A 25,809-nucleotide genomic window follows, 5' to 3' on the forward strand; every position below is an offset into this window, starting at 1 on the left:
TACGGTTTCATGACATGTTTGTGACGACCTGGGCCCGCCTGCCATCCCGCGGTCATACCGGCCCGGCCGCGACGACCTCAGCGGCGCTCCAGTTCGGGATCGTTGATGCCCTGTCGGCGCATCTCCAGAACGGTCGGGGTGATGCTCTCGATCCGGGCATCGACCCGGGCCCGGCCCACGTAATCCAGCCCCGGCTGCTTCTTCAGCGCCTGCAGCTGCATCAGGGCCTGCTCCGGGCGGCCATTGAGGAAGGCGGCCTCGGCATAGGCTTCGCTGGCGCGGACCGTGTCGCCGGCCAGTTCGCTGGCGCGGGCGTAGCGCTGCTGGAAGACCGGATCATTTCCGCTTTGCGACAGCAGCGGGCGCAGCATCGCCTGGGCGCGCTGGCCGGCCTCGCGCCCGCCCTGTTCATTCAGGACTTCCGCATAGGTCAGCGCCACCGGCCGGCTGCCGGGGTGCTGGCGCAGCAGGGTGTCGAAGCGGGCGTTGGCCTGCGCCGGCTGGCCGGAGCGCGACTCGGCCTCGCCCAGCGCCAGCGCCACCCACAGGTTGTCCGGGTGGGTCTGCAGCAGGTCGGCCAGCGTCACCCGCGCCTGGGCCGCGCCGCTGTTGCGCAGCTGGGCCAGGGCCAGGCCGTAGCGCTGGGCGTCGCTCAGGCCGTTCTTCTGCGCGCGCTGCAGGTTCTGGTACTCGGTCGCCAGCTCGCCCGGGGTATCGGCACTGAGCACGCGCAGCCGCTCGCGCGCCCACTCGAACTGCCCGGTGGGGCCGCGTTGCAATGCGTTGACCGAAATCTGCATCGACGCCGGCAGCAGCGGGTTGCCGCGCCTGACCAGCGGGTCGGACAGGGCCGGGTCGGACGGGTCAACGCGCTCCTGGCGCACCCCGCCGGGCACGGCGGTGGTGAGCAGCACGGTGTCCTTCTTCATCTGCTCGGCGCGGGCCTTGGCCTCGCTGATGCGGGTGGTGTTGACCGGGTGGGTCTGCAGGAAGTCCGGAACCGAATAGCCGCCGGCATTGCCGCGCATCGAGGCGGACATGCGCTCGAAGAAGCCGGCCATCGCATCCACGTCGTAGCCGCTGCGGGCCAGCGTGCGGATGCCCAGGCGGTCGGCCTCGGACTCGTTGCTGCGGGTGTAGTTGATCTGCCGCTGCTGCATCAGCCCCATGCCGGAGGTGATCGCGGCCATGGTCGCATCGCCCGAGGAATTGCCGCCGGCCTGCTGCGCGGCCACCACCGCCGCCAGCATGCCCAGCAGGATCGGAATCTGGTCGCGCTGGGCCCGTTCCACCCCGCGCAGCACATGCTGCTGGGTCACGTGGGCGATTTCGTGGGACAGCACGGCCGCCACTTCATCCTCGCGCTCGGCGGTCAGTACCAGGCCGGCGTTGACCCCCACATAGCCGCCCAGGGTAGCGAAGGCATTGATCTGCCGGTCCCTGAGCATGAAGAAGGTGTAGGACTGGCGGGGCTGGGCGCTGTTGGAGCCCAGCCGCGCGCCCATGGTCTGCAGCCAGTCGTCCACCAGCGGGTCATCCAGCAGGTAGCCGTAGTTGCGCAGCTCGCGCAGCATCATGCCGCCGTACTCGGCCTGCCGCGCCGGGGTCAGCAGTTCGCCCGCCGAGGAGCCGATGTCGGGCAGCTTGCTGTCCTGGGCCGAGGCCAACGGCGCGGCCAGGGCGAGGGTCAACGCAGCAGAGAGCAGCAGGGTGCGCAAACGGAACTCCTGGTGGGGCCGGGGCAGCGGGCAAGGGCGTCAGCGTGACAGGCCATGTGCAAAGCTGCGGTTAATCCACAGTGTTGCGGTGATGACATGGAAAATCCAGCCGACGGCTACCATATACAGACACTCGTTCCGCTGTGGAGTTTCCCGTGAACCAAGATGCCGCTGCCAACCCGGGTGGGAAGCCGCCCATCACCATCTATTCGACCGCCGTATGCCCGTACTGCGTGGCCGCCAAGAACTTCCTGAAGAGCAAGGGCGAGAGCTGGACCGAGGTCCGCATCGACCTGGACCCGGCCGAGCGCGAAAAGATGATGGCCAAGACGCGCCGCACCAGCGTGCCGCAGATCTTCGTCGGTGAGGTTCACGTGGGCGGCTACGACGACATGATCGCCCTGCACCGGGAAGGCAAGCTCGAGCCGCTGCTGAACGGGGAGGGCGCATGAGCGCTTCCGACGACGGCAGCAAGGACCGCATCGCCGAGTTCACCGAATTCCGCCAGCGCATGAACCAGCGCATCCTGGGCGAGCCCAACCAGGTGGTGCGGCGCTTCTTCGCGCTCGACACCCAGACCTACCAGGCCGGCGCGCTGGATGTGAAGACCAAGGAACTGCTCGGCCTGGTCGCCTCCATGGTGCTGCGCTGCGACGACTGCATCAGCTACCACGTGGCCCAGTGCAAGGACGCCGGGGTGACCCGCGAGGAGTTCTTCGAGACCTTCTCGGTGGGCCTGGTGGTCGGCGGCTCCATCGTCATCCCGCACCTGCGCCGGGCGGTGGACTTCCTGGACCAGCTGGAAGGCGGCGCCGACGCCCCGGCCGTTCACGAGCATTGACGGGTAGCGCCGGCCGTTGGCCGGCCTTCATGAACGCCGTACGCAACAGGGTGGCCGGCCAACGGCCGGCGCTACCGGGTGGGACCAATGGCTAACTTGGGGTCCCGCCGCCGGGTAAGGCATAATTGCGAGTGAAACTTCCCTTGCGCCGATGTCTTGCGGACCTGCTGGACGGCGCTCCCCCTCGGTTCGGAAACAGATCAAATGACGCAGAAAATCACGGTCATCCGCGGTGACGGCATCGGCCCGGAGATCATGGACGCTACGCTGTTCGTGCTCGGCAAGCTCGACACCGGCTTTGAATACGAAGATGCCGACGCAGGCCTGGTCGCGCTGGAAAAGCACGGCGACCTGATGCCGGCGTCCACGCTGGAATCCATTGCACGCAACAAGATCGCGCTGAAGAGCCCGCTGACCACTCCGGTCGGTGGCGGCTTCACCTCGATCAACGTCAGTCTGCGTCGCCACTTCGACCTGTACGCCAACGTGCGTCCGGCGGTGTCGTTCCCGAATACCAAGTCGCGCTTCGGCAGCGGCGTGGACCTGATCACCGTCCGTGAGAACACCGAAGGCGCTTATCTGGCCGAAGGCCAGGAAGTGTCGGCCGACGGTGAAACCGCGTTCTCCGGCACCCGGATCACCCGCAAGGGCTCCGACCGCATCGTGCGTTACGCCTTCGAGCTGGCCCGCAGCAACGGCCGCAAGAAGGTCACCGCGGTGCACAAGGCCAACATCATCAAGTCGACCTCGGGCCTGTTCCTGGCCGTGGCGCGCGAAGTGGCGGCCGAGTACCCGGACATCGAGTTCCAGGAAATGATCGTCGACAACTGCTGCATGCAGCTGGTGATGCGTCCGGAGCAGTTCGACGTGATCGTGACCACCAACCTGTTCGGCGACATCATCTCCGACCTGTGCGCCGGCCTCGTCGGCGGCCTGGGCCTGGCCCCGGGTGCCAACATCGGCAAGGACGCGGCGATCTTCGAAGCCGTGCACGGCACCGCGCCGGACATCGCCGGCCAGGGCAAGGCCAATCCGTGCGCGCTGCTGCTCGCCGCCGCGCAGATGCTCGACCATGTCGGCCAGACCGCCAATGCCGAGCGCCTGCGCAAGGCCATCGTCGCCACGCTGGAAGCCAAGGACTCGCTGACCGGCGACCTCGGCGGCACCGGCAACACCATGGGCTTCGCCCAGGCCATCGCCAGCCGCCTGTAAGGGCTTGGTGGGATGCGCCGGCGGGACGAACCGGCGGGATGAACCGGCGTGAAGAACCGACGGGGTAGAGCCGACTGTTAGTCGGCTGCTTCACCCAACGAAAAAGGGCACCCATCGGGTGCCCTTTTTTGTTCGGCGTTGCTTCAGTGAATCAGCGCGACTGCAGCTTCGACAGCAACCGCAGGAATTCCACATACAGCCACACCAGCGTGACCATCAGCCCGAACGCGCCGTACCACTCCATGTACTTCGGCGCGCGCGCGGCGGCACCGGTTTCGATGAAGTCGAAGTCCAGCACCAGGTTCAGTGCGGCCACCACCACCACGAACAGGCTGAAGGCGATGCCCAGCCAGCTGGCTTCATGGATCACCGGTACGTTGATGTTGAAGAAGCTCAGCACGAACGAGGCCAGGTACAGCAGGGCGATGCCACCGGTGGCGGCGACCACGCCCAGCTTGAAGTTCTCGGTGACCTTGATCAGGCCGCTGCGGTAGGCCACCAGCAGGGCGAACAGGGTGCCGAAGGTGAGCAGTACCGCCTGGAACACGATGCCCGGGAAGCGCGCCTCGAACACGGCCGAGATGGCGCCCAGGAAGAAGCCTTCCACCAGCGCGTACATCGGCGCGGTGACCGGCGACCATTCCTTCTTGAACACCGTCACCAGCGCCAGGATCAGCCCGCCGATGGCGCCACCGACGGCATAGATCATCGCGCCCGGTGCGATCTGGCCGTCGGCGCCGAGGGTCTGGCTCCAGGCGAACGCGGCGGTGATCACCGTCAGCAACAACAGGATGCCGGTCTTGTTGACCGTGCCGTTGATCGTCATCACCTGGTCGGGTGAGGTCACGACCGAGCCGCTGGCCAGGTCGAGGAAGGTCGACTCCGAAAGTGCGGGGTTGCCGCTGCGCATTGCCAATCTCCTTGAAGGGTAGGGTTCCGGGCCATCCGGCCGCTGAACAGAGCATAGCGTAAGGCCCCCTGATCACGAATGTGAAAAATTCCGTGAAAACCGTTGACAGATGCGTGGCCGATTCCCACAATAGGCGGCTCTTTCGGGGGGAACCTCGAGGGATGAAACCACCGGGGTATAGCGCAGTCTGGTAGCGCGCCTGCTTTGGGAGCAGGATGTCGGGGGTTCGAATCCCTCTACCCCGACCAAATCCCGCTGCTCAAATCGGGATGGGAATGCGACAATCCGGTCAGAGCGCCCGTAGCTCAACTGGATAGAGCACCGGCCTTCTAAGCCGGCGGTTACAGGTTCGATTCCTGTCGGGCGCGCCACTGGCGCAAACGCCAGGTGTTTCAAAAACGAATAAACAGTTTTCAGTGGTGGCTGTAGCTCAGTTGGTTAGAGTTCCGGATTGTGATTCCGGAGGTCGGGGGTTCGAGTCCCCTCAGCCACCCCACTGATTTGAAGAACCCGTTTCATCGAAAGTGAATCGGGGTTGCAAAAAAAGGCGCAAACGTTACACTACGCGCCTGAGTTTTCAGGGCTGTTAGCTCAGTTGGTAGAGCAGTTGACTCTTAATCAATAGGTCCAAGGTTCGAATCCTTGACAGCCCACCAAGACAGAAGCCATCCGGTTCGCCGGGTGGCTTTTTTCTTGTCTACGATTCGGCATCGCGCAGCCACCCATGGGGTGGCTCTACCCGCTGCTTCGTTCGGGCATTGCGCGGACACGCATGGCGTGTCGCTACGCGATTTGCCCTTCATCGTCCTGCGCACGTAACGATTCGTAGTGCCACCCCATGGGTGGCAACCGCGCGCAGCGCGGCACAAGCGTCCGAAGCCGATGCGTCGCGGTCCCGATCCTCCGGCCGACGTTTGGATCCAACGGAAGCCGCCTGTCAGGCGTTCATAAAAACCCCTTGCAACCTCCTGCCGCATTGCGTCATAATTCGCCTCCCGATTTTCGGGCTGTTAGCTCAGTTGGTAGAGCAGTTGACTCTTAATCAATAGGTCCAAGGTTCGAATCCTTGACAGCCCACCAAGACAAAAGCCATCCGGTCCGCCGGGTGGCTTTTTTCTTGCCTGTCATCCAGGCAGGCCTTGCGCGGATGTCCTGGAGAAAAGCCCCCTTGAGTCAAGGGGGCGCGGCGAAGCCGCGGGGATGTGGGTGCTGATGAGAGGGGCCCGCGCTTTGCGCAGCAAAGGGTGGGGCTGCGGCGCGAATGCGCGGCAGCTTCCCCAAGGTTCGAATCCTTGACAGCCCACCAAGACAAAAGCCATCCGGTCCGCCGGGTGGCTTTTTTCTTGCGCGCGACCCGGCATCGCGCAGCCACCCATGGGGTGGCTCTACGGGTGGGCGATCTCACGTGGCACCACGCGAAGGTCGACGCCGCCACCGCCCGCCGCCATAATGCGCGCCTACGCGAAAGTGGCGGAATTGGTAGACGCCCTGGATTTAGGTTCCAGTGCCGCAAGGCGTGGGGGTTCGAGTCCCCCCTTTCGCACCAGGTCGGCGCCGAGCCTTCGGCGCACACCTCCGGGCTGAACGCGTCGGCAAGCGCTGGCGATGGGGCTGCACTGGTCCCAGGGAAGGTCCTTCCCGGGCAGCGCCCCGGACCGTCCAGCGGTGCCCGATCCGCCCCCTGAACCGCCCCCGGATTGACGCTCCCGGCCCCGTGCTGGCGGCGCTGGCCGTTATCGGCCAAACTACAGGGCTGCGGCAGGCATGCGCGTCCACGACGCCGCCGTCTTACAACCCGTTTCATCCATCAATTCGTGCCGGGGGCGTGCCTACCGGTGGCAGGAGTCAACATGCAAGCTTCGATCGAATCCACCGGCAATCTGGAACGCCGCCTGACCTTCTCGCTGCCGGAAGACCGCCTGCAGACCCACATCAGCGGCCGTCTGGGTGAAATCGCCCGTACCGCGCGCATCAAGGGCTTCCGCCCGGGCAAGGTGCCGGCCAAGGTGATCGAGCAGCGCTTCGGCCAGCAGGTCCGCAGCGAAGCCGTCGACGGCCTGCTGCGCGAGACCTTCGATGCCGCCATCCGCGAGCACGAGCTGCGCATTGCCGGCGCGCCGCGCATCGACAAGGGTGACGAGGGCGAATTCTCCTTCGTGGCCACCGTCGAGCTGGTGCCGGACTTCGGCGACGTCGACGTTGCCAAGCTGACCGTGGTGCGCCACGTCGCCGAGATCAACGACGGCGACATCGACCAGATGATCACCAACCTGCGCGAGCAGCGCCGCAGCTGGAGCCCGGTTGACCGCGGCGCCAAGGACGGTGACCTGGTCGCGCTGGAAACCTGGTCGCAGGCCGGCGACGAGCGCCTGCCGGCCGAAGGGACCGAAAAGGGCAGCGTCGTGGTGGGCCAGGGCATGATGTTCGAGCAGATCGAGCAGGGCCTGGTCGGCCTGGCCAAGGGTGAAGAAAAGACCCTGGACGTCGAATTCCCGGCCGACTGGCGCGTGCCGGCGCTGGCGGGCAAGCAGGTCAAGGTCACCGTGAAGGCGGTGGACGTGTCCGAGCCGGTGCTGCCGGAGGTCGATGCCGACTTCATCAAGAGCTTCGGCGTGAAGGGTGGCGATGTGGAGCAGTTCCGCACCGACATCCGCGCCAACCTGGAGCGCGAGCTGAAGGGCGCGCTGATGAACCGCCTGCGCCGCGAAGTGGGCGAGCAGCTGATCGCGGCCTACGCCTCGGTCGAAATGCCGCCGCGCCTGGTCGAGAACGAAGCCCGTGCCATGCTGGCCCAGCAGGTCGAGCAGATCCGCCGCAGCGGCCGCAACCCGGGCGAAATCCCGGCCGACGCCCATGAAGGCTTCAAGGACGCCGCCGCCAAGCGCGTGCTGGTCGGCCTGCTGGTCGGTGAAGTGGCCCGCAAGAACGACCTGCGCCTGGACCCCAAGCGCCTGAACGAAACCATGCGTCTGATCGCCTCCACCTATGAAGAGCCGGAGCAGGTCATTGAGATGTACCGCAACGACCCCCAGCTGATGAGTGGGCTGCAGAATCGCGTGATGGAAGAGCAGGTGATCGACTGGATCGCCGAGCGCGCCCAGCACACCGAAGAGCAGCTGTCGTTCCAAGACGCGATCCGCCAGTAAGCGGCCCGTGTTTTACGCCCCGCGCCCCGGCGCGGGGTTGTTCCCCCCAAAATAGGTGCCTCACTAATGGACAACCGAACCACAGCCCTGAACATGGTTCCGATGGTGGTCGAACAGACCAGCCGCGGCGAGCGCGCCTATGACATCTATTCGCGCCTGTTGAAGGAGCGCCTGATCTTCCTCGTGGGCCCGATCGACGATCACATGGCCAACGTGGTGGTGGCGCAGCTGCTGTTCCTGGAAGCGGACAACCCGGAAAAGGACATCAGCATCTACATCAACTCGCCCGGTGGCGTAGTCACCGCCGGCATGGCGATCTACGACACCATGCAGTACATCAAGCCGGACGTGAGCACCATCTGCGTCGGCCAGGCCGCCTCCATGGGCGCGCTGCTGCTGGCATCGGGCGCCGCGGGCAAGCGTTATGCGCTGCCCAATTCGCGCGTCATGATCCACCAGCCGCTGGGTGGCTTCCAGGGCCAGGCCACGGACATCGACATCCACGCCCGCGAGATCCTGACCCTGCGTTCGCGTCTGAACGAGGTGCTGGCCAAGCACACCGGCCAGTCGCTGGAGACCATCGCGCGCGATACCGAGCGCGACAACTTCAAGAGCGCGGCCGATGCGGTGGCCTACGGTCTGGTCGACTCGGTGCTGGAACGTCGTCCGGAAGAGTCGATCACCCCGGCCTGATAGTGCCGCCAGGCCGGGAAACCGGCCTGTTTCCTCGGGGTCGGGCTGGACTGGCGTCCTCCCGGCCCTGTGCTATTCTCGAATCGAACCCCCGTTCAGCGGGTGGGGTAACTGGGTAAGCGAAGCATGAGCGAAGACCGCCAAGGTCGTTCCACGGACACCGGCAAGATCCTCTACTGCTCTTTCTGCGGAAAGAGCCAGCACGAGGTGCGCAAGCTGATTGCTGGGCCGAGCGTGTTCATCTGCGATGAATGCGTGGAGCTGTGCAACGACATCATCCGTGAAGAGCTCGAGGAAAAGGCGCAGTCGGCGCGCAGTTCGCTGCCCAAGCCGCGCGAGATCCTCGAGGTCCTGGACCAGTACGTGATTGGCCAGAACCGGGCCAAGCGCACGCTGGCCGTGGCCGTATACAACCACTACAAGCGCATCGAGAGCCGCCAGAAGAACGACGAAGTCGAACTGGCGAAGTCGAACATCCTGCTGGTCGGTCCGACCGGTTCGGGCAAGACGCTGCTGGCCGAGACCCTGGCCCGCCTGCTCAATGTGCCGTTCACCATGGCCGACGCCACCACGCTGACCGAGGCCGGTTACGTGGGCGAGGACGTGGAAAACATCATCCAGAAGCTGCTGCAGAAGTGCGACTACGACGTCGAGAAGGCGCAGCAGGGCATCGTCTACATCGATGAAATCGACAAGATCTCGCGTAAGAGTGAGAATCCGTCGATCACCCGTGACGTGTCCGGCGAAGGCGTGCAGCAGGCGCTGCTGAAGCTGATCGAAGGCACCGTGGCCAGCGTTCCGCCGCAGGGCGGCCGCAAGCATCCGCAGCAGGAATTCCTGCAGGTGGACACCAAGAACATCCTGTTCATCTGCGGCGGCGCGTTCGCCGGGCTGGACAAGGTGATCCAGGCGCGTTCCAACGATTCGGGCGGCATCGGTTTCGGCGCCAAGGTGAAGAGCTCCGAGCGCAAGCAGGAAGTGGGCAAGGTGCTGGCCGAAGTCGAGCCGGAAGACCTGATCAAGTTCGGCCTCATTCCCGAGTTCGTCGGCCGCCTGCCGGTCGTGGCAACCCTGGAAGAGCTGGACGAGGCCGCCCTGGTACGGATCCTGACCGAGCCGAAGAATGCCATCACCAAGCAGTTCAAGAAACTGTTCGAGATGGAGCACGTCGAGCTGGAGTTCCGCCCCGACGCGTTGGCGGCGATCGCCCGCAAGGCGCTCAAGCGCAAGACCGGCGCCCGTGGCCTGCGTACCATCGTCGAATCGGTCCTGCTGGACACCATGTACGACCTGCCTTCGGCAGAAAACGTCAGCAAGGTGGTGGTGGACGAATCGGTGATCGAGCACAAGTCCGAACCGTACCTGATCTACCAGACCCCGCCCGCCCCTGAACAGAAGGCGGCTGGTGCTGAATAATCAGTTCAAGCGTTTGAATTGATAGAAGTTTTTCAGAGCATCTTGCATCTGGACGCCGATGGCCCCATAACGGGGCCATCGGCTTTTTTGTATCCGGGTGAAGCTGCCCGGAGGCCATCCCCACTGCTCAACTGGAGCCCACATGGCCCGTTCCCCTACTGAGACTCTCGACCTGCCGGTACTGCCGCTGCGCGACGTGGTGGTGTTCCCGCACATGGTCATTCCGCTGTTCGTCGGCCGTGACAAGTCCATGCATGCCCTGGAGCAGGCCATGGAGGCGGACAAGCGCATCCTGCTGCTGGCGCAGAAGTCGGCCGAGACCGACGACCCGTCCGCCGCCGACCTCTACCAGGTGGGCACCCTGGCCCAGGTCCTGCAGCTGCTCAAACTGCCCGATGGCACCATCAAGGTGCTGGTCGAAGGCCTGTCGCGCGTCAACGTCACCCAGGTCACCGAGCGCGATGGCGCGCTGCACGGCGTGGGCGAGGAAATCGAGTCCGACGAATCGCGCGAACCGCGCGAGATCGAGGCGATCGCCCGTTCGCTGATGTCGCTGTTCGAACAGTACGTCAAGACCAACCGCAAGCTGCCGCCGGAGCTGCTGCAGACCCTGGCCGGCATCGACGAACCCGCCCGCCTGGCCGACACCATTGCCGCGCACATCAGCGTGCGCCTGGCCGACAAGCAGCGCCTGCTGGAGACCCTGCAGATCGGCGACCGCCTGGAGATGCTGGTCGGCCTGGTCGACGGCGAGATCGACGTGCAGCAGATGGAAAAGCGCATCCGCGGCCGCGTGAAGTCGCAGATGGAAAAGAGCCAGCGCGAGTACTACCTCAACGAACAGATGAAGGCCATCCAGAAGGAACTGGGCGACCTGGACGACGCGCCCGGCGAGCTGGAAGAGCTGGCGCGCAAGATCGCCGAAGCGGGCATGCCCAAGCCGGTGGAAGCCAAGGCCAAGGCCGAGCTGAACAAGCTCAAGCAGATGTCGCCGATGTCGGCCGAAGCGGCGGTGGTGCGCAACTACCTCGACTGGCTGCTGGGCGTGCCGTGGAAGAAGCGCACCAAGGTGCGCAAGGACCTCAAGGCCGCTCAGGACACCCTGGACGCCGATCATTTCGGTCTGGAAAAGGTCAAGGACCGCATCCTGGAATACCTGGCGGTGCAGTCGCGCGTGAAGCAGATGAAGGGCCCGATCCTGTGCCTGGTCGGGCCGCCGGGCGTGGGCAAGACCTCGCTGGGCCAGTCCATCGCCAAGGCCACCAACCGCAAGTTCGTGCGCATGAGCCTGGGCGGCGTGCGCGACGAGGCCGAGATCCGTGGCCATCGCCGCACCTACGTCGGCTCCATGCCGGGTCGCATCGTGCAGAACCTCAACAAGGTGGGCAGCAAGAACGCGCTGTTCGTGCTCGACGAGATCGACAAGATGTCGATGGACTTCCGCGGCGACCCGTCCTCGGCGCTGCTGGAAGTGCTCGACCCGGAGCAGAACAACGCGTTCAACGACCACTACCTGGAAGTGGACCTGGACCTGTCCGAAGTGATGTTCGTGGCGACCTCCAACTCGCTCAACATTCCCGGGCCGCTGCTGGACCGCATGGAAGTCATCCGCATCCCCGGTTACACCGAGGATGAGAAGCTCAACATCGCCATGCGCTACCTGGTGCCCAAGCAGATCAAGGCCAACGGCTTGAAGCCGGAAGAGCTGGAGATCGAGGCCGACGCCATCCAGGACATCGTGCGCTACTACACGCGCGAATCGGGCGTGCGCAACCTCGAGCGCGAAGTCGCCAAGATCTGCCGCAAGGTGGTCAAGGAGATCGCGCTGGCTGGTCCTGCCGCGCCGGCCAAGCCGGTCAAGGCGGGCAGGAAGACCGCGAAGAACAAGGCGCTGGTCGTGGTCAACGGCAAGAACCTCGACAAGTACCTGGGCGTGCGCCGGGTCGACTTCGGTCGTGCCGAGGAGCAGAACGAGATCGGCCTGGTCACCGGCCTGGCCTGGACCGAGGTCGGTGGCGACCTGCTGCAGATCGAATCAACCCTGGTGCCGGGCAAGGGCCAGCTGATCCTGACCGGCCAGCTCGGCAACGTGATGAAGGAATCCGCCTCGGCGGCCCTGTCGGTGGTGCGTTCGCGCGCCGAGCGGCTGGGCATCGACAACGAGTTCCTGCAGAAGCACGACGTGCACGTGCACGTGCCTGACGGTGCCACCCCGAAGGACGGCCCCAGCGCCGGCATCGCGATGGTGACCTCGCTGGTGTCCACGCTGACCAAGGTGCCGATCCGTGCCGAGGTGGCCATGACCGGCGAGATCACGCTGCGTGGCCGCGTCACCGCCATCGGTGGGCTGAAGGAGAAGCTGCTGGCGGCGCTGCGCGGTGGCATCACCACGGTGATCATCCCGGAAGAGAACCGCAAGGACCTGGCCGACATTCCGGCCAACGTGACGCGCGACCTGAAGATCGTGCCGGTGAAGTGGATCGAAGAGGTGCTGGACCTGGCCCTGGAGACCCCGCTGACCGCGCCGAAGCCCAAGAAGGATGGGCAGCGCGTCACAGTGCGGAGCAAGGGCAAGACAGCTTCCACGACGCGCGTCAAGCACTGACGCGCATTACAGAAATGCCCGAAACCCGCGTCGTTATTAGCTTTTCAGCTTGCGCGGGTAGGGGTGCGCTGGTATAAAAGCACCACTCGCGAGTCAGCACATGCTGATGAGGGCGAATCGAGAACTTCACTGGCATCCGGCCGCATTGTGGGTCGGGTGCTTCACTGTCGAACATGCGGAATCCCCGCCAAAGGAGCTGTACAGAATGAATAAGACCGAATTGATCGACGCCGTTGCCTCTGCCGCCGACCTGACCAAGACCGATGCAGCTCGCGCCGTCGACGCCGTTGTCGCCACCATCACCAAGGCCCTGAAGGGCGGCGACGCAGTGACGCTGGTGGGCTTCGGTACGTTCCAGGTTCGCGCGCGCGCTGCGCGCACCGGCCGTAACCCGAAGACCGGCGACACCATCAAGATCGAAGCGTCGAACAATCCGTCGTTCAAGGCTGGCAAAGCCCTGAAGGATGCCGTAAACTAAGCGGCTTGCTGGGGTGCTTAGCTCAGCGGTAGAGCGTCTCCTTTACACGGAGAGGGTCGGGGGTTCGAAACCCTCAGCACCCACCACAGCACCGCAGTAAACGTTTGAAATGTGGAGCGGTAGTTCAGCTGGTTAGAATGCTGGCCTGTCACGCCGGAGGTCGCGGGTTCGAGTCCCGTCCGCTCCGCCAGTTTCAACGAGGCCCCTGAGAGATCGGGGGCCTTGTTTTCTGCAACGATCCAGATCGTCGCGGAAGGCAGCAGAAGGTTTTAGTGCGGAGCGGTAGTTCAGCTGGTTAGAATGCTGGCCTGTCACGCCGGAGGTCGCGGGTTCGAGTCCCGTCCGCTCCGCCAGTTACAAAAAATCCTCGAAAAGCAGTAATTCGGGGTGGGTTTTCTGAATATCTTCGGATATAATGAGCGCCTGCAAAGTTTCAAGCGCGGAGCGGTAGTTCAGCTGGTTAGAATGCTGGCCTGTCACGCCGGAGGTCGCGGGTTCGAGTCCCGTCCGCTCCGCCAATTCTTGAAGGCCCCTGGCGAAAGCCGGGGGCTTTTCTTTTGTGCGCTTCGCGGGGGGAGGTTGGGGTGTAGCGCGAAGCACGCTACACTGCGGGATTCGCCAATCAGGCCTTGATTTCTCCCATGCTGCAGAAACTTCGCGACAAGACCTCGGGCTGGATCGTTACCGTGATCCTGGGGCTGCTGATGATTCCGTTCCTGTTCGTTATCGACTCCAGCTACCTGGGTGGCGTCGGTGCGCAGAACGTAGCCAAGGTGGCTGCGCCGCCGACCTGGTGGCGCTCGGCGCCGTCGTGGTGGCCGATGTCGTTCCTGTGGCAGCACCACGAGATCAGCGTCCAGGACTTCCGCACCCGCTTCGAGCAGGTGCGCCAGCAGACCCGCGAACAGCAGGGCGAAGATTTCGATCCGCGCGCGTTCGAAAGCACCGAGAACAAGTTGGCCGTCCTCGACAAGATGATCGACGACCAGGTCGTGCGCCTGGCGGGTGAACAGTCGGGCATCGTCATCAGTGACAGCACGGTGCGCGACACCATCGCCTCCATTCCCGCCTTCCTCGGCGCCGATGGCAAGTTCAGCCAGGACCAGTACCGCATGCGGCTGGCCACCGGCAACCCGCCGCGCACCCCGGCGCAGTTCGAAGCGGAAGTCCGCGAGGGCATGCAGCTGCAGGTCGTCCCCTCCGCGCTGTTGTCATCGGGTTTCATCACCCAGGCCGAAGCCGAGCGCCTGATGGCCCTGCTGTACGAGACCCGCGATGCGGAGCTGGCGGTACTGCCGCCCGTGCCGGCCGATACGGCCGAGGTCACCGACGCGCAGATCAAGCAGTGGTTCGATACCCACGCCAAGGATTTCCGCCAGCCGGAAACCGTTTCGCTGGAATACGTCGAGATCAACGCCGCGACCCTGCCGCCGGCCACCGCGGCCGATGAAGCCACGCTGCGCAAGCGCTTTGCCGATGAGAAAGCACGCTTCGCCACGCCGGAGACGCGCCTTGCCTCGCACATCCTGATCGCTGCCGACGGCAACGATCCGGCCGCGCTCAAGGCGGCCGAAGCCAAGGCCACGCGCATTGCCGCCGAAGCCAAGGCGCCGGGCGCCGACTTCGCCGCGTTGGCCAAGGCCAATTCGGATGACACCGGCTCCAAGAGCGCCGGTGGCGATCTGGGCTGGGTCGAACGCGGCGCGATGGTGAAGCCGTTCGAAGACGCGCTGTTCGCCATGAAGACGGGCGAGATCAGTGGCCCGGTCAAGACCGAGTTCGGCTTCCACGTGCTGCAGCTGCGCGAGCAGAAGGGGGGGCAGGAGCGTTCGTTCGAAGACGTGCGTGACCAGCTCGCGGCCGAACAGCTCAAGGCCGACAGCGAAAACGCCTTCAGTGACCTCAGCGGTCGCCTGGTCGACCAGGTCTACAAGAACCCGACCTCGCTGGAAGGCCCCGCGGCCGCGTTGAAGCTGCCGGTGCAGACCGTTGGCCCGTTCACCCGCGCCACCGCCAGTGGCATTGCCGCCAACCCGGCGGTGCTGCGCGCCGCGTTCTCCGACGTCCTGGTCCAGGACGGCACGGTCAGCGATCCGATCACGATTGCGCCGAACCACAACGTGATGATCCGCGTCACCGACCACAGCCCCGAGCAGGCGCTGCCGTTGGAGAAGGCGCGTGACCAGGTGATTGCCGCCATCCGTGCCGACCGCACCCGCCAGGCTTCGGCCAAGGCCGCCGACGCAGTGCTGGCCAAGCTCAACGCCGGCCAGACCCTGCAGGCGCTGGCCGCCAGCGAGAACCTCCAGGTGCAGGCGATGCCGGGTCTGCAGCGCGGGCAGCCCGTGCCCACGCCGGAGATCAACCGCGCGTTGTTCGCCGCCCAGGCGCCGACCGAAGGCAAGCCGAGCTATGGCAAGGTGGACCTTCAGGGCCGTTACGTGGTGTACGCCGTGACCAAGGTGACCCCGCCTGACCAGAGCAAGTTCACCGAAGAGCAGAAGCAGCAGGTCATCCAGGGTGTCGGCCAGATGCATGGCGACGAGGATGCCAAGGCGCTGACCAAGGCGCTGCGCAAGCGTTACAAGGTGCAAATCGAGGAGGGCAATCTTTAATCGTTCCGATTAAAGATTTCCTCGATTTGCCCGCGCATTCCTCCTAATCCCCGCGCCTTCGGCGCGCCCCCTTTAACAGAAAGGGGGCTCTCCACCAGAGTTGATACGAGAGGCCCGGCATTGCCGGGCCTTTTGGTAGGGTCGCATCCCTATCGACGACGTGCATGGATGCACAAGTGGTGCGGCCGCAGGACGCGGAAGAGCACCACTGCAGGGGAGCTGACAACGTCCGGTTGTGGCATGACCTTCGACGAAATGGCTCTTCTGATGCCGGCACCCGCTACTGCAGAACCAACAAGGCCCGGCATTGCCGGGCCTTGTCGTGTGCGGCGTCGCCGGTAACGGCGTGCCTCAATCTTCTACGCGCAATACCGCGCCTGGCTTCAGGACGCTGCTGCCGCTCAGGTTGTTCAGGGAGAGCAGGGCCTTCAGCGGCATTCCATAGCGCTTGGCGATCGTCCAGGCGGACTCGCCGTCGCGCACGGTGTGGCGGCGCGCACGTGGACGGTCTGCGCTGGCTACCGCGCGGCTGGCCGCCTGGGGGGCCGTGCGCGGGCTGGCGGTGTCGGCCGGCGGGACGTCGGCCTGGGCCACCAGGGCCGTGGTGTCCACCGGCGCATGGGTGGCCGGGGCCAGCAGGGTGACCTGGCCGCTGGGGCGGCCCTTGCCGCTGGCCAGCGCCGGGTTGAGCCGGGCGATGCGCGCCGGGTCCAGCGATCGCTGTGCGGCCCACTGCTGCACGCTGGTGCCGGCGGGCAGGGTGTGGCTCTTGAGCACCGGTACGGTGCGGTCCAGCGAGGCCATCACGCCCGGCGAGGTTTCGGCGTCTTCCAGCACGCACGCCAGGGCATGCAGCTTCTCAACATAGGCATAGGTGATCGGCGACAGCCCCGGCAGCTCGGCCGGGCGCGCGTTCGTGGCATTCATGCCGGCCTTGCGCAGCGACTGCAGCACCCGATACTCGCCGGCGTTGTAGGCCATGGTGGCCAGGCGCCAGTCGCCGCCGAACATGCCGTGCAGGGTCTTGAGGTAGCGCACGGCGGCCTGGGTGGAGTCCACCGCCGACAAGCGGCCGTCGTAGCCGTTGGTCATCTGCACCCGGTGGTTCTTGGCGGTGGTGGCAATGAACTGCCACAGCCCGGCCGGGCCGCTGCCATTGCGGGCATTGGGCCGGTAGCCGCTTTCCACGAACGGGATCAGCGCGAATTCGGTGGGCAGGTTGGCGGCGCGCAGCTCTTCGACCACATAGCCGAACAGCACCAGCGCGTCATCGTCCTGGTTGGCCAGCCGCGACGGCGCATGTGCGAACTGCTTCTGCCAGCGCGGGCTGGTGGCCTCTGCATTGCAGGTGGGCTCGGCCAGGCCATCGCGGAAGCTGGCGAAGATCTCCTGGCCGTTGCGCACCGAGGCGGGCGGCAGCGCGGCGGGGTCCAGCGGCAGCTGCGACAGCCCGGCCACGTTCTGCGACATGCCTGCCGCCAGCGATTGGGCGCCCGCATTGCCGGCCATGGCGATCGCCAGGCCCAGCGCGAGCGGCAGCCATCGCCGACTCATGTTCGGAATCCGTCTTTCCAGCCCCGCAGACCTGCAAGGACATCGACTTCATCGGTGACGGGGCGACCCAGGTGTGCGCTGACCGCAGCACGGATCTCGGGGGTATGGGTTCGCAGGAACGGATTGCATTCCAGCTCGCTGGCCAGTGACACGGGCAGCGTGGGGCGTTCATCGCGGCGCATGGCCAGGGCCTCCTCTTGGCGTCGCGCGAGCGCGGCGTTGGCGGGGTCGACATGCCGCGCGAAGACGGCATTTGACACGGTGTACTCATGGCCACAGCACAACAGCAGGTGCGGTGGCAGGGACGCCAGTTTCTGCAGGGAAGCCAGAAGCTGGGGTGGCGTACCTTCGAACATGCGTCCACAGCCCAGGCTGAACAGCGAATCTCCGCTGAATACATGTTCAGCGGTGTGAAACGCGACGTGCGACCGGGTGTGTCCGGGCACGGATACTACGTCGATCTCCAGCCCCAATGCCTGAACCTGTTCACCTTCGCCGATCCGGCGGGTGGCGTGGGGAATGCGCGGATCGGCCGGCGCCACCACCTCCAGCCCCGGATACCGGGCCTGCAGCGCCGCTACGCCCCCGATGTGGTCGTCGTGGTGGTGGGTGAGCAGAATCGTGTGGGGAGCCCAGTTCTGCTGCGCTGCGGCGGCCAGAACGGGCGCGGCGTCACCGGGGTCGACCACAATGGCATGGCCGTCGCTGTCGACCAGCGCCCAGATGTAGTTGTCCGCAAATGCGGGTAGGGCAGTCAGTCGCATAGAATTGGACCATGCCCGCCGCGCCCAGCCCCCGTCAAGCGTCAGTCGCATCCTGGTTTGATACTGAACCGGCACGCATCCTGTGCGAGCTGGAGCGGCAGCGCCTGGGCCCGTTGCTGGCCGCGCACCCGCTCACCCCCTGGCTGTGGATCGCGCCGACCCCCGCCTGGGTGGACGCGGTGGCGCTGCCGGGGCAGGGACTGCGGCTGTACCGCCGCCCGGGCGGGTATGCCGGCGACGCCCACTGCGCGCTGCCCCTGCCGTTGCCCAGCGAGAGCCTCAACGCGATCGTGCTGCAGCATGTCACCGCCCGCGACGCCGAGCAGCTCATTGCCGAATGCGCGCGCGTGCTGATGCCTGGCGGCCGCCTGTGGCTGTCCACGCTCAACCCGTTCAGCCCGTTCCGCCGCCAATGGCGCCGGCATGGGCTGGTGGTACGCACGCCGCAGCGGCTGCGCCACACCCTGGAGCAGTCCGGCCTGGCCTGTTCGGAGCTGGCGTGGCTGGGGCCCATGTGGCATGACCGCGACCCGGAGCGCAGCAGCCTGGCTCCGCTGCGGGCCGCCTGCCTGTTTACTGCCGAAAAACGCACCCTGGCCCTGCCGGGCCCCACGCCACTGCCGGTACGCCGTTGGCACGGCACCGTGGCGACCTGATCTGGAGTTGTATTGAAAACCATTGAAATCCACACCGACGGTTCCTGCCTCGGCAATCCCGGCCCCGGCGGCTGGGCGGCGTTGATGCGCTACAAGGGGCACGAGCGGGAGCTCAGTGGCGGTGAGGCGCATACCACCAACAACCGCATGGAGCTGATGGCGGCCATTTCCGGTCTGGAAGCGCTGACCGAGCCGTGTGAGATCGTGCTGTATACCGATTCCCAGTACGTGCGCCAGGGCCTGACCCAGTGGCTGCCGGGCTGGATCCGGAAGAACTGGAAGACCGCCGGCGGCGACCCGGTGAAGAACCGCGACCTGTGGGAGCGGCTGCAGGCGGCCACCCTCAAGCACACCATCGACTGGCGCTGGGTAAAGGGCCATTCGGGCGATCCGGACAACGAACGGGTGGACACGCTGGCCCGCGACGCCGCGATCCGTATCCGTTCCGCCGGCCCGGTACACTGAGCCCATGCGTCAGATCATCCTTGATACCGAAACCACCGGCCTGGAATGGCGGAAGGGCAACCGCATCGTCGAAATCGGCTGCGTGGAGCTGCTCGAACGCCGCCCGAGCGGCAACAACTTCCACCAGTACCTCAAGCCCGATTGCGAGTTCGAACAGGGCGCGCAGGAAGTCACCGGCCTGACCCTGGAGTTCCTGGCCGACAAGCCCGGCTTCGCTGAGGTCGCCGAGGAGTTCCTTGCGTACATCGACGGCGCCGAGCTGATCATCCACAACGCCGCATTCGATCTGGGCTTCCTGGACTACGAGCTGTCGTTGCTGGGCGACCAGTACGGCAAGATCACCGACCGCTGCACCGTGATCGATACGCTGAAGATGGCGCGCGAACGCTATCCCGGTCAGCGCAATTCACTGGACGCACTGTGCAAGCGGTTGGGCGTGGACAACGCGCACCGGCAGCTCCACGGCGGCCTGCTCGACGCCCAGATCCTGGGCGATGTGTACATCGCGCTGACCTCCGGGCAGGAGGAGATCGGGTTCGGCTCGGCCGACGACGCCCGCCCCGGTACCGCCCATGCGCAGGCGTTCGACACCTCCCGCCTGCTGCCACGCCCGCGCGTCGTAGCGACCGCCTCGGAGCTGGAGGCGCATGAGGCGCGCCTGGCCAAGCTGCGCAAGAAGGCCGGGCACGCCATCTGGGATGGCCCGAAGGTGGAAGAATCGGCGGCATAACGCCGCCGATTCGGTAGCGCCGGCCGTTGGCCGGCCCTCGCAATCCTTCTAATGGCAACGCACCAGAATGACGGTGATATTGTCCGAGCCGCCGCCGTCGAGGGCTGCGGCGACGAGGGTGTCCACGCATTCCTGCGCGCTGGCGTCGTCGTAGGCCAGGGTGCGGGCAATGCCGGCGTCTTCGACCTCTTCGGTCAGTCCGTCGCTGCACAGCAACAGCTGCATGCCCGGGCGCAGCTCGCCCGTGGTGGTCGCCACGTTCAGATGCGCCGGGTCGGTCACCCCCAGGGCTTGGGTGACCACGTTGCGGTGCGGGTGCGCGCGGGCCTGTTCGGCGGTCAGGTTGCCCTGCGCCACCATTTCCTGCACCACGCTATGGTCCTGGCTCAGCTGGGCAAGCCTGCCGTCGCGCCACAGGTAGGCACGGCTATCGCCGACCCAGGCCACTTCATAGCGGTTGCCCTGCACCCGCGCGGCCACCACCGTGGTGCCCATCGGCAGGCTGTCGTTGCGGCGGCGCGAGGTGCGGATGATTTCCTCGTCGGCCACCCGGATCGCGTGGGCCAGCGAGGCGCCCTGGCGGATCTCGCGCACGATGGTCTCGCGCGCCAGCGCGCTGGCCACTTCGCCACAGGCATGGCCGCCCATGCCGTCCGCCACCAGCCACAGCGCAAGCTCGCCGTCCCCGTAGTAGGTGTCCTCATTGAGGTCACGGCGCAGGCCAGGGTGGGTGAGGTGTCCGAATTCGATCATGGCGGGCGCGGGCCGGGAGTGTATTGCTGAGGGATAACGGCATGATCGCGGCCCTGCGGACATCCGGCAAGGCATCCATACAGAAGAAATTCATCGGATGTCGTCCAATGGCTTGCCGTCTGCGTCTCCTGACCGTATTATTCGCTCCCCGGTTCGCCGGGGACCATCTGGAGAGGTGGCAGAGCGGTTGAATGTACCTGACTCGAAATCAGGCAGGCGTTTATAGCGCCTCGGGGGTTCGAATCCCCCCCTCTCCGCCAGATACGCGAAAAGGCCACCCAATGGGTGGCCTTTTTGCGTGTCTGGCGGAGAGGGGGGATTGCAACGGCGCTTTGCGCCGTTGCCCCGCGTTGCTTCCTCTCCCCGCCCCTTCGGGGCAGCCCCTCAACAGAGGGGCTTCTTCCTCCGTTGGGTTGTGCGAACGATGATGGGGCTGACGCTGCGCTGCGCTGCGTTCGCTAAACTGGTCCCCATTCAAGACGGAATGCCCCCCCCATGACCGCAGAAATCCTCGTTCCCGTGTCCTTCGGCGAACTGCTGGACAAGATCTCCATCCTGCAGATCAAGTCCGAGCGCATCAGCGACGCGGCCAAGCTGGCCAACATCCACGCCGAGCTGAGCGCGCTGGAGAAGACCTGGATGGCGCATCCGGCCGGGGTCAAGGACATCGCCAAGCTGCGCGCCGAGCTCAAGGACATCAACGAACAGCTCTGGGACATCGAAGACAACATCCGCCTGCAGGACAAGGCCAATGCCTTCGATGAGGACTTCATCGCCCTGGCCCGCAGCGTCTATCAGAAGAACGACCAGCGCGCCCGCATCAAGAAGGACATCAACCTGGCGCTGGGGTCTGTGTACGTTGAAGAGAAGTCGTACAAGGATTACGCCGGTCGCGGCTGATCGGCCACATACCGTTCGAAGGCGGCAACGCCGTCTTCCACGGTGATCAGCTGCATCACGTCGTCGAACTCGATCTTGGCGCCCCACTTGAGTTCGCTGGCCGGCTTGCCCAGGAACTTCCGCGCCGCATCGTCATAGCGGTCCACGCAGTAGCGACGGTCCGAGTAAGGGCCGCTGCGGTGCGGGTTGCTCGCCGCATGCAGGCCCAGCACCTTGGCGCCCATCGCGTTGGCGATGTGCATCGGGCCCGAATCGGGCGTCATCACCAGCGCCGCACGGGCCAGCAGGGACGGCAGCTGCTTGAGCGTGTCCTTGCCCACCAGGTCCAGCGCCGGCACCTCCAACTGCGCCTGGATCGCATCGGCCATGCCGCGCTCCAGCTCGCTGCGGCCCCCGCACAGCACCACCCGCCAGCCGCGCGAGACGGCATGGTTGGCCACCGCCGCATAGCGGTCGGCATACCAGTTGCGGCGCACGTGGCTGGAGCAGGGGGAGATCATCAGCACCGGGCGGCCATCGTCCTGCCACTGCGCCTGCGCCCATTCCACAGCCGCCGGCGGCACCGCCAGGTCCCAGCTCACCTCGGTCTGTGCAATGCCCAGCGGCTCGCCGAAGCTGCCGATCGCATCCAGCACATGGATGCCGGGGCGGTCGGGGATGCGCTCGTTGATAAAGAGGCCATGCAGGTCCTTCGAGCGGGCCTTGTCATAGCCGATGCGGCGCTGCGCGGGCACGAACGCCGACAGCACGTTCGCGCGGAACGCCACCTGCATCTGCAGCAGGGCCTCGAAACGACCCGGCGGCAATTCGGCGCGCAGCGCACGCATGCCCGCCAGCCCGGTCTTCTTGTCGTAGGCATGGAACACCACGCCCGGCAGGCCATCGAGCAGCTTGTGCCCGGCCTTGTCGATGATCCAGTGCAGTTCGGTACCCGGGCGTGCCCGCTGCAGGGTGCGCACCAGGGGCACCACATGGGTCACGTCGCCCAGCGCCGACAAACGCAAAAGACACAAGGAAGAGGACGTTGGTGCCATGGTGTTGTTAGACTCGAAGGAATGGTCGCATTTGACGCCACTGAAGCGCTGACGCCCTGCCGCGATGGACGCGGTATAGGCGCCATTCTGTTCGACCGCGAACGGCTGCGGCAAGCCGAGATGAGCCTGTTCTCGCCTGCCCACTGGGGCGACAGGGCCCGGCCGGTCGGCGATGGCGGCCGCGGCGGCGCCTGGTTCGTCGACGCCCCGTTCGGCCAATGCGTGCTGCGCCAGTACCTGCGCGGTGGCATGGCGGCCAGGTTCAGCCATGACCAGTACCTGTGGCGCGGCGCCAATCGCACGCGCAGCTTCGCCGAATTCCGCCTCATGCGCGCCCTGCGCGCGCTGAAGCTGCCGGTGCCGCAGCCGATCGCCGCGTTCTACATGCGCGACGGCCTGCGCTATCGCACCGCGATCCTGATGGAGCGCCTGGAAGGCGTGCGCTCGCTGGCCGACCGCGCGCTGGTGGCCGGGCGGGGCGCTCCCTGGGAAGAGACCGGCCGGCTCATCGCGCGTTTCCATCGCGCAGGCCTGGACCATGCCGACCTCAATGCCCACAACATCCTGTTCGACCCCAACGGGCATGGCTGGCTGATCGATTTCGACCGCGGTGTGCAGCGCATTCCGGCCACCGCCTGGCGCGAGCGCAACCTCAAGCGCCTGCACCGTTCGCTGGTCAAGCTGCGTGGCGAGCGCAGCCATGACGAGGTGGAGAAGGATTTCGCGCGCCTGCGCCGGGCCTATGACCTGGCCTGGAACCGGGGCTACTAATGGACTGGGCGCTGCGCTTCATGGGGGTCGGCAATGCGTCGGCCGTGCAGTTGGGCTCGCCGATGGCGGTGATCGAGCGCGGCGGCCAGCCGTGGCTGACCATCGACTGCGGCGGCGAAGGCCTCACTGCCTATCTGGCCCAATACGGCCGCGCGCCGGACGCCGTGTTCGTCACCCATGTGCACCTGGATCACGTGGCCGGCTTCGAGCGGCTGTTCGTGGATGCCTATTTTTCTCCCGAGCGGCGCGGGCGCATTCGCCTGTACGTGCCGGCCACCGTGGTGCCGCTGCTGCACAGGCGCGTCGCCGACTACCCGAACGTGCTGGCCGAGGGCGGGGCGAACTTCTGGGACGCCTTCCAGCTGATCGTCGTGGGCGAGGCCTTCTGGCACGACGGTGTGCGCCTGGAGGTCTTTCCGGTGCGCCACCACTGGCCGGAAACCGCGTACGGCCTGCGCCTGCAGGGCGCGCTGGTGTGGAGCGGCGACACCCGGCCGGTGCCGGAAATGCTGGCGCGTTATGCGGCCGACAACGAACTGATCGCGCACGACTGCGGCCTGCACGGCAATCCGTCGCACACCGGCGTGGAGGATCTTGAGCGTGAGTACAGCGCGGAACTGCAGGCGCGGATGATGCTCTACCACTACGCCAGCGAAGCAGACGGCGAAGCGCTGCGCCAGCGCGGCCACCGCGTGGCGATGCCGGGCGAGCGTGTCGTCCTGTCGGCCCCGACGGCCCCAAAGGTAACCCCCCCGTAGAGCCACCCCATGGGTGGCTGCGCGGCATAGGCGGGTGTCCGCGCGGCAGGGTAGAGCCGTCTGTTAGACGGCTGCAATTGGACCGCCCAAAAAGGTGGCGGCCCCGCCGGCTGACCTCGGCGCCCGCGTCGATCGATACCGTTGCTGCCTTCCGGCCCTGGCGGGATTTTCGACCTAGCGTCGCGAGGGGCCGACGGGGCCACCATAGAGACTGGATGCAGGCAGGAACGGGTCCCGCAGTGCAGCCACGCATTCTATCCCAAGCGCACCGCGCAGCGCCAGCCAAAGCGATCATCGTAGCGACACGCCATGCGTGTCCCACGTACACCTGAATCCCCCGTATCCCCAAGCGCCGCAGCTCACGCGCCCCGAACGCCCAGTCGCTAGAATTCCCCCACATCTGGAGGAACGGCCTCCCCCGCATCGGGCATCAATGACCAGGACGACCTGGCCCCATCAAAGGAGGCCGTATGGCCTGGATCTATCTGTTGGCAGCCGGTGTACTCGAAATCGTCTGGGCGTTCGCCATGAAGCAGTCCGACGGGTTCAGCAAGCTCACCCCCTCGCTCATCACCTTGGTCGGCATGATCGGCAGCTTCTGGCTGCTCGCCCTGGCGATGCGCAGCCTGCCGTTGGGCACGGCGTATACGATCTGGACCGGCATCGGCGCGGTCGGCGCGTTCATCATCGGCATCGTGTTCCTTGGCGAGCAGGTCAACGCGATGCGCATCGCGGCGGCGGTGCTGATCGTGAGTGGACTGGTGTTGATGAAGGTGTCGAGCGCGTAGGACACGCCATGCGTGTCTCCGCGGTGCCGGGCGGAGAGCAGCCACGCATGGCGTGGCTCTACCGCAGACGGAAGCCGCGTCGGCGCCTGGGCGTATGTTCTGCGATAGGCCGACGATGTTCCGCCACCCGATTGGCATCGCACAGATCGAATGGCCTGCCGGCCTGCTTCCCTGCAGCATCGGATCTTTACGACCCAGGGAAGGGCGATGCCGCTCTACCAAAATGCGCCCAGGCTCATTCCACTACGACAGCCGTGTTCGCAAGGATGGTTACATGCCGTGCGATCTGGTGCGCCAGTTGGAAGCCGCCCTCGCCAGTACATCCACCATCGAGACCCACAGACATATGACCGCCGTGGTCAGCGCGATTGACCGCGATGATGGTTATGGCAACAAGGTCCTCGACAGGGCGATTCTTGAGCTGCAAGCCCGCAAGCCAAGGGCGGAGGTGTACTCGGTTATCCCCAAGGGGGACTTGATCCGGCCCAAAAAGCAACAAAGCCCCTGATCGGGGCTTTGTTCACTGCGCATCTCCCCGGATAACAGGAACGGCCGGCGGCAGATGCAGTGCAATCAATCCCCGGATAACAGAAACGGCCGGCGGCATTGATTGCGTGGTCATGCTAGCCCCTCGTTGGGCCTCCTGCAATATGTGGAATTGCAATGCCGGTCGCGGTTTACGGTGGAACCGCGAGGCGGGTGGGTAGCTGTTCATTTGTGGGAGTGGGGTGGGGCAGCCACGCATGGCGTGGCTCTACCCAACAGGGTCGCCCTTCGGGCGGCGTTGTTTTTCCGGCGGGTTGGTCGGATGTGGCGCCATGGTGGCCGATTCATTGCCGGGGATTGCTGGGCCCATCCATGGGCCCAGCCCTTCCGCGCATGCGCGGAAGGGCCAGACGTTCGTCTGTCCGGATTCGCTCCGGGCTAATCCGTCGAACCCCCGTCCGGTGCTTCTCGTCCCCCTCTCTCCGCCAGACAAACGCAAAAAGGCCGCCCGAAGGC

The 25,809-nt window shown here is 65.7% G+C and carries 23 protein-coding genes, 11 tRNA genes and 1 other RNA gene; 28 read left to right on the forward strand and 7 right to left on the reverse strand.

Annotated elements, in window-relative coordinates; all coding sequences use genetic code 11:
* Positions 1–77: 77 nt before the first annotated feature.
* Positions 78–1,718 (reverse strand): M48 family metalloprotease, encoded by a 1,641-nt coding sequence (locus ACOZHM_RS18170; protein ID WP_421570709.1) that lies wholly within the window; start codon positions 1,716–1,718, stop codon positions 78–80.
* A gap of 155 nt (positions 1,719–1,873) precedes the next feature.
* Between ACOZHM_RS18170 and grxC the strand changes: the two genes are divergently transcribed.
* The 3 genes from grxC to ACOZHM_RS18185 all read left to right on the forward strand — a co-directional run bounded on the left by grxC (position 1,874) and on the right by ACOZHM_RS18185 (position 3,771).
* Positions 1,874–2,170: a glutaredoxin 3 gene (gene grxC, locus ACOZHM_RS18175; protein ID WP_421570710.1), complete on the forward strand. Its 297-nt coding sequence runs from the start codon at positions 1,874–1,876 to the stop codon at positions 2,168–2,170.
* Positions 2,167–2,559, forward strand: a complete 393-nt coding sequence (locus tag ACOZHM_RS18180) for a carboxymuconolactone decarboxylase family protein (protein WP_421570711.1) — start codon at positions 2,167–2,169, stop codon at positions 2,557–2,559. The genes grxC and ACOZHM_RS18180 overlap by 4 nt, the downstream gene beginning before the upstream one ends.
* A gap of 204 nt (positions 2,560–2,763) precedes the next feature.
* Positions 2,764–3,771, forward strand: a complete 1,008-nt coding sequence (locus ACOZHM_RS18185; RefSeq protein ID WP_421570712.1) for an isocitrate dehydrogenase — start codon at positions 2,764–2,766, stop codon at positions 3,769–3,771.
* Positions 3,772–3,922: 151 nt separating this feature from the next.
* Here the strand turns inward: ACOZHM_RS18185 and ACOZHM_RS18190 are convergent, their stop codons facing one another.
* A complete protein-coding gene (locus tag ACOZHM_RS18190; RefSeq protein WP_421570713.1) occupies positions 3,923–4,681 on the reverse strand; it encodes a Bax inhibitor-1/YccA family protein in 759 nt (252 codons plus the stop codon).
* Between the two features lie 171 nt (positions 4,682–4,852).
* On the opposite strand from ACOZHM_RS18190, the gene ACOZHM_RS18195 reads away from it, so the two are divergent.
* From ACOZHM_RS18195 to ACOZHM_RS18270, 16 genes are all read left to right on the forward strand, one after another.
* Positions 4,853–4,929, forward strand: a tRNA-Pro gene (locus tag ACOZHM_RS18195).
* Positions 4,930–4,975: 46 nt separating this feature from the next.
* Positions 4,976–5,052, forward strand: a tRNA-Arg gene (locus tag ACOZHM_RS18200).
* 48 nt (positions 5,053–5,100) lie between these two features.
* Positions 5,101–5,177: transfer RNA gene (locus ACOZHM_RS18205), tRNA-His, on the forward strand.
* Positions 5,178–5,261: 84 nt separating this feature from the next.
* Positions 5,262–5,337, forward strand: a tRNA-Lys gene (locus ACOZHM_RS18210).
* Between the two features lie 348 nt (positions 5,338–5,685).
* Positions 5,686–5,761 (forward strand) — tRNA-Lys (locus ACOZHM_RS18215).
* A 381-nt stretch (positions 5,762–6,142) separates the two neighbouring features.
* A tRNA-Leu gene (locus tag ACOZHM_RS18220) sits at positions 6,143–6,227 on the forward strand.
* Positions 6,228–6,531: 304 nt separating this feature from the next.
* The gene (gene tig, locus ACOZHM_RS18225; protein ID WP_421570714.1) at positions 6,532–7,827 is read left to right on the forward strand and encodes a trigger factor; all 1,296 of its coding nucleotides are present in this window, start codon (positions 6,532–6,534) and stop codon (positions 7,825–7,827) included.
* Positions 7,828–7,893: 66 nt separating this feature from the next.
* Positions 7,894–8,520, forward strand: coding sequence for an ATP-dependent Clp endopeptidase proteolytic subunit ClpP (gene clpP / locus ACOZHM_RS18230; protein WP_421570715.1), 627 nt, complete (start codon positions 7,894–7,896; stop codon positions 8,518–8,520).
* Between the two features lie 126 nt (positions 8,521–8,646).
* Positions 8,647–9,936 (forward strand): ATP-dependent Clp protease ATP-binding subunit ClpX, encoded by a 1,290-nt coding sequence (gene clpX / locus ACOZHM_RS18235; RefSeq protein ID WP_421570716.1) that lies wholly within the window; start codon positions 8,647–8,649, stop codon positions 9,934–9,936.
* Positions 9,937–10,078: 142 nt separating this feature from the next.
* Positions 10,079–12,541: an endopeptidase La gene (gene lon, locus ACOZHM_RS18240; protein WP_421570717.1), complete on the forward strand. Its 2,463-nt coding sequence runs from the start codon at positions 10,079–10,081 to the stop codon at positions 12,539–12,541.
* Positions 12,542–12,746: 205 nt separating this feature from the next.
* Positions 12,747–13,019: an HU family DNA-binding protein gene (locus ACOZHM_RS18245; RefSeq protein WP_421570718.1), complete on the forward strand. Its 273-nt coding sequence runs from the start codon at positions 12,747–12,749 to the stop codon at positions 13,017–13,019.
* Positions 13,020–13,030: 11 nt separating this feature from the next.
* Positions 13,031–13,105 (forward strand) — tRNA-Val (locus ACOZHM_RS18250).
* A 27-nt stretch (positions 13,106–13,132) separates the two neighbouring features.
* Positions 13,133–13,209 (forward strand) — tRNA-Asp (locus ACOZHM_RS18255).
* Between the two features lie 86 nt (positions 13,210–13,295).
* Positions 13,296–13,372, forward strand: a tRNA-Asp gene (locus tag ACOZHM_RS18260).
* A gap of 88 nt (positions 13,373–13,460) precedes the next feature.
* A tRNA-Asp gene (locus tag ACOZHM_RS18265) sits at positions 13,461–13,537 on the forward strand.
* 123 nt (positions 13,538–13,660) lie between these two features.
* Positions 13,661–15,634 (forward strand): peptidyl-prolyl cis-trans isomerase, encoded by a 1,974-nt coding sequence (locus tag ACOZHM_RS18270; RefSeq protein ID WP_421570719.1) that lies wholly within the window; start codon positions 13,661–13,663, stop codon positions 15,632–15,634.
* Positions 15,635–15,985: 351 nt separating this feature from the next.
* Here ACOZHM_RS18270 and ACOZHM_RS18275 read toward each other — a convergent pair whose 3' ends face one another.
* Positions 15,986–17,188: a transglycosylase SLT domain-containing protein gene (locus ACOZHM_RS18275; protein ID WP_421570720.1), complete on the reverse strand. Its 1,203-nt coding sequence runs from the start codon at positions 17,186–17,188 to the stop codon at positions 15,986–15,988.
* Positions 17,185–17,952: a hydroxyacylglutathione hydrolase gene (gloB, locus tag ACOZHM_RS18280; RefSeq protein WP_421570721.1), complete on the reverse strand. Its 768-nt coding sequence runs from the start codon at positions 17,950–17,952 to the stop codon at positions 17,185–17,187. The genes ACOZHM_RS18275 and gloB overlap by 4 nt, the downstream gene beginning before the upstream one ends.
* Before the next feature lie 11 nt (positions 17,953–17,963).
* Here gloB and ACOZHM_RS18285 point away from each other — a divergent pair, with 11 nt between their 5' ends.
* From ACOZHM_RS18285 to dnaQ, 3 genes are read left to right on the forward strand one after another with little or no spacing between them, the layout of a single operon-like run.
* On the forward strand, positions 17,964–18,608 hold the full coding sequence (locus ACOZHM_RS18285; protein WP_421570722.1) for a methyltransferase domain-containing protein: 645 nt from the start codon (positions 17,964–17,966) through the stop codon (positions 18,606–18,608).
* Positions 18,609–18,620: 12 nt separating this feature from the next.
* Positions 18,621–19,073: a ribonuclease HI gene (gene rnhA / locus ACOZHM_RS18290; RefSeq protein WP_421570723.1), complete on the forward strand. Its 453-nt coding sequence runs from the start codon at positions 18,621–18,623 to the stop codon at positions 19,071–19,073.
* 4 nt (positions 19,074–19,077) lie between these two features.
* Positions 19,078–19,803, forward strand: a complete 726-nt coding sequence (gene dnaQ / locus ACOZHM_RS18295) for a DNA polymerase III subunit epsilon (protein WP_421570724.1) — start codon at positions 19,078–19,080, stop codon at positions 19,801–19,803.
* A 48-nt stretch (positions 19,804–19,851) separates the two neighbouring features.
* On the opposite strand, the gene ACOZHM_RS18300 is transcribed toward dnaQ, so the two are convergent.
* The gene (locus tag ACOZHM_RS18300; protein ID WP_421570725.1) at positions 19,852–20,556 is read right to left on the reverse strand and encodes a PP2C family protein-serine/threonine phosphatase; all 705 of its coding nucleotides are present in this window, start codon (positions 20,554–20,556) and stop codon (positions 19,852–19,854) included.
* 169 nt (positions 20,557–20,725) lie between these two features.
* Here ACOZHM_RS18300 and ACOZHM_RS18305 point away from each other — a divergent pair.
* Positions 20,726–20,816: transfer RNA gene (locus ACOZHM_RS18305), tRNA-Ser, on the forward strand.
* Positions 20,817–21,051: 235 nt separating this feature from the next.
* Positions 21,052–21,456, forward strand: a complete 405-nt coding sequence (locus ACOZHM_RS18310) for a DUF6165 family protein (RefSeq protein WP_421570726.1) — start codon at positions 21,052–21,054, stop codon at positions 21,454–21,456.
* On the opposite strand, the gene ACOZHM_RS18315 is transcribed toward ACOZHM_RS18310, so the two are convergent.
* Positions 21,438–22,490 (reverse strand): glycosyltransferase family 9 protein, encoded by a 1,053-nt coding sequence (locus tag ACOZHM_RS18315; RefSeq protein ID WP_421570727.1) that lies wholly within the window; start codon positions 22,488–22,490, stop codon positions 21,438–21,440. The two genes, ACOZHM_RS18310 and ACOZHM_RS18315, sit on opposite strands and share 19 nt — an antisense overlap.
* 21 nt (positions 22,491–22,511) lie before the next feature.
* On the opposite strand from ACOZHM_RS18315, the gene ACOZHM_RS18320 reads away from it, so the two are divergent.
* Together ACOZHM_RS18320 and ACOZHM_RS18325 are read left to right on the forward strand one after the other, a co-directional pair.
* Positions 22,512–23,261, forward strand: a complete 750-nt coding sequence (locus ACOZHM_RS18320; protein ID WP_421570728.1) for a 3-deoxy-D-manno-octulosonic acid kinase — start codon at positions 22,512–22,514, stop codon at positions 23,259–23,261.
* Positions 23,261–24,019: an MBL fold metallo-hydrolase gene (locus tag ACOZHM_RS18325; protein WP_421570729.1), complete on the forward strand. Its 759-nt coding sequence runs from the start codon at positions 23,261–23,263 to the stop codon at positions 24,017–24,019. The genes ACOZHM_RS18320 and ACOZHM_RS18325 overlap by 1 nt, the downstream gene beginning before the upstream one ends.
* Before the next feature lie 100 nt (positions 24,020–24,119).
* Here ACOZHM_RS18325 and ffs read toward each other — a convergent pair.
* Positions 24,120–24,216: signal recognition particle sRNA small type (ffs, locus tag ACOZHM_RS18330), an RNA gene on the reverse strand.
* A gap of 273 nt (positions 24,217–24,489) precedes the next feature.
* Between ffs and ACOZHM_RS18335 the strand changes: the two genes are divergently transcribed.
* Complete coding sequence (locus tag ACOZHM_RS18335; protein ID WP_421570730.1) at positions 24,490–24,807, forward strand: DMT family transporter; 318 nt, start codon at positions 24,490–24,492, stop codon at positions 24,805–24,807.
* 274 nt (positions 24,808–25,081) lie between these two features.
* Positions 25,082–25,315, forward strand: a complete 234-nt coding sequence (locus ACOZHM_RS18340) for a hypothetical protein (RefSeq protein ID WP_421570731.1) — start codon at positions 25,082–25,084, stop codon at positions 25,313–25,315.
* The last annotated feature ends 494 nt before the right edge of the window (positions 25,316–25,809 follow it).

It is taken from the genome of Stenotrophomonas sp. PD6 (genome assembly GCF_049199305.1).
Lineage (GTDB): Bacteria > Pseudomonadota > Gammaproteobacteria > Xanthomonadales > Xanthomonadaceae > Stenotrophomonas.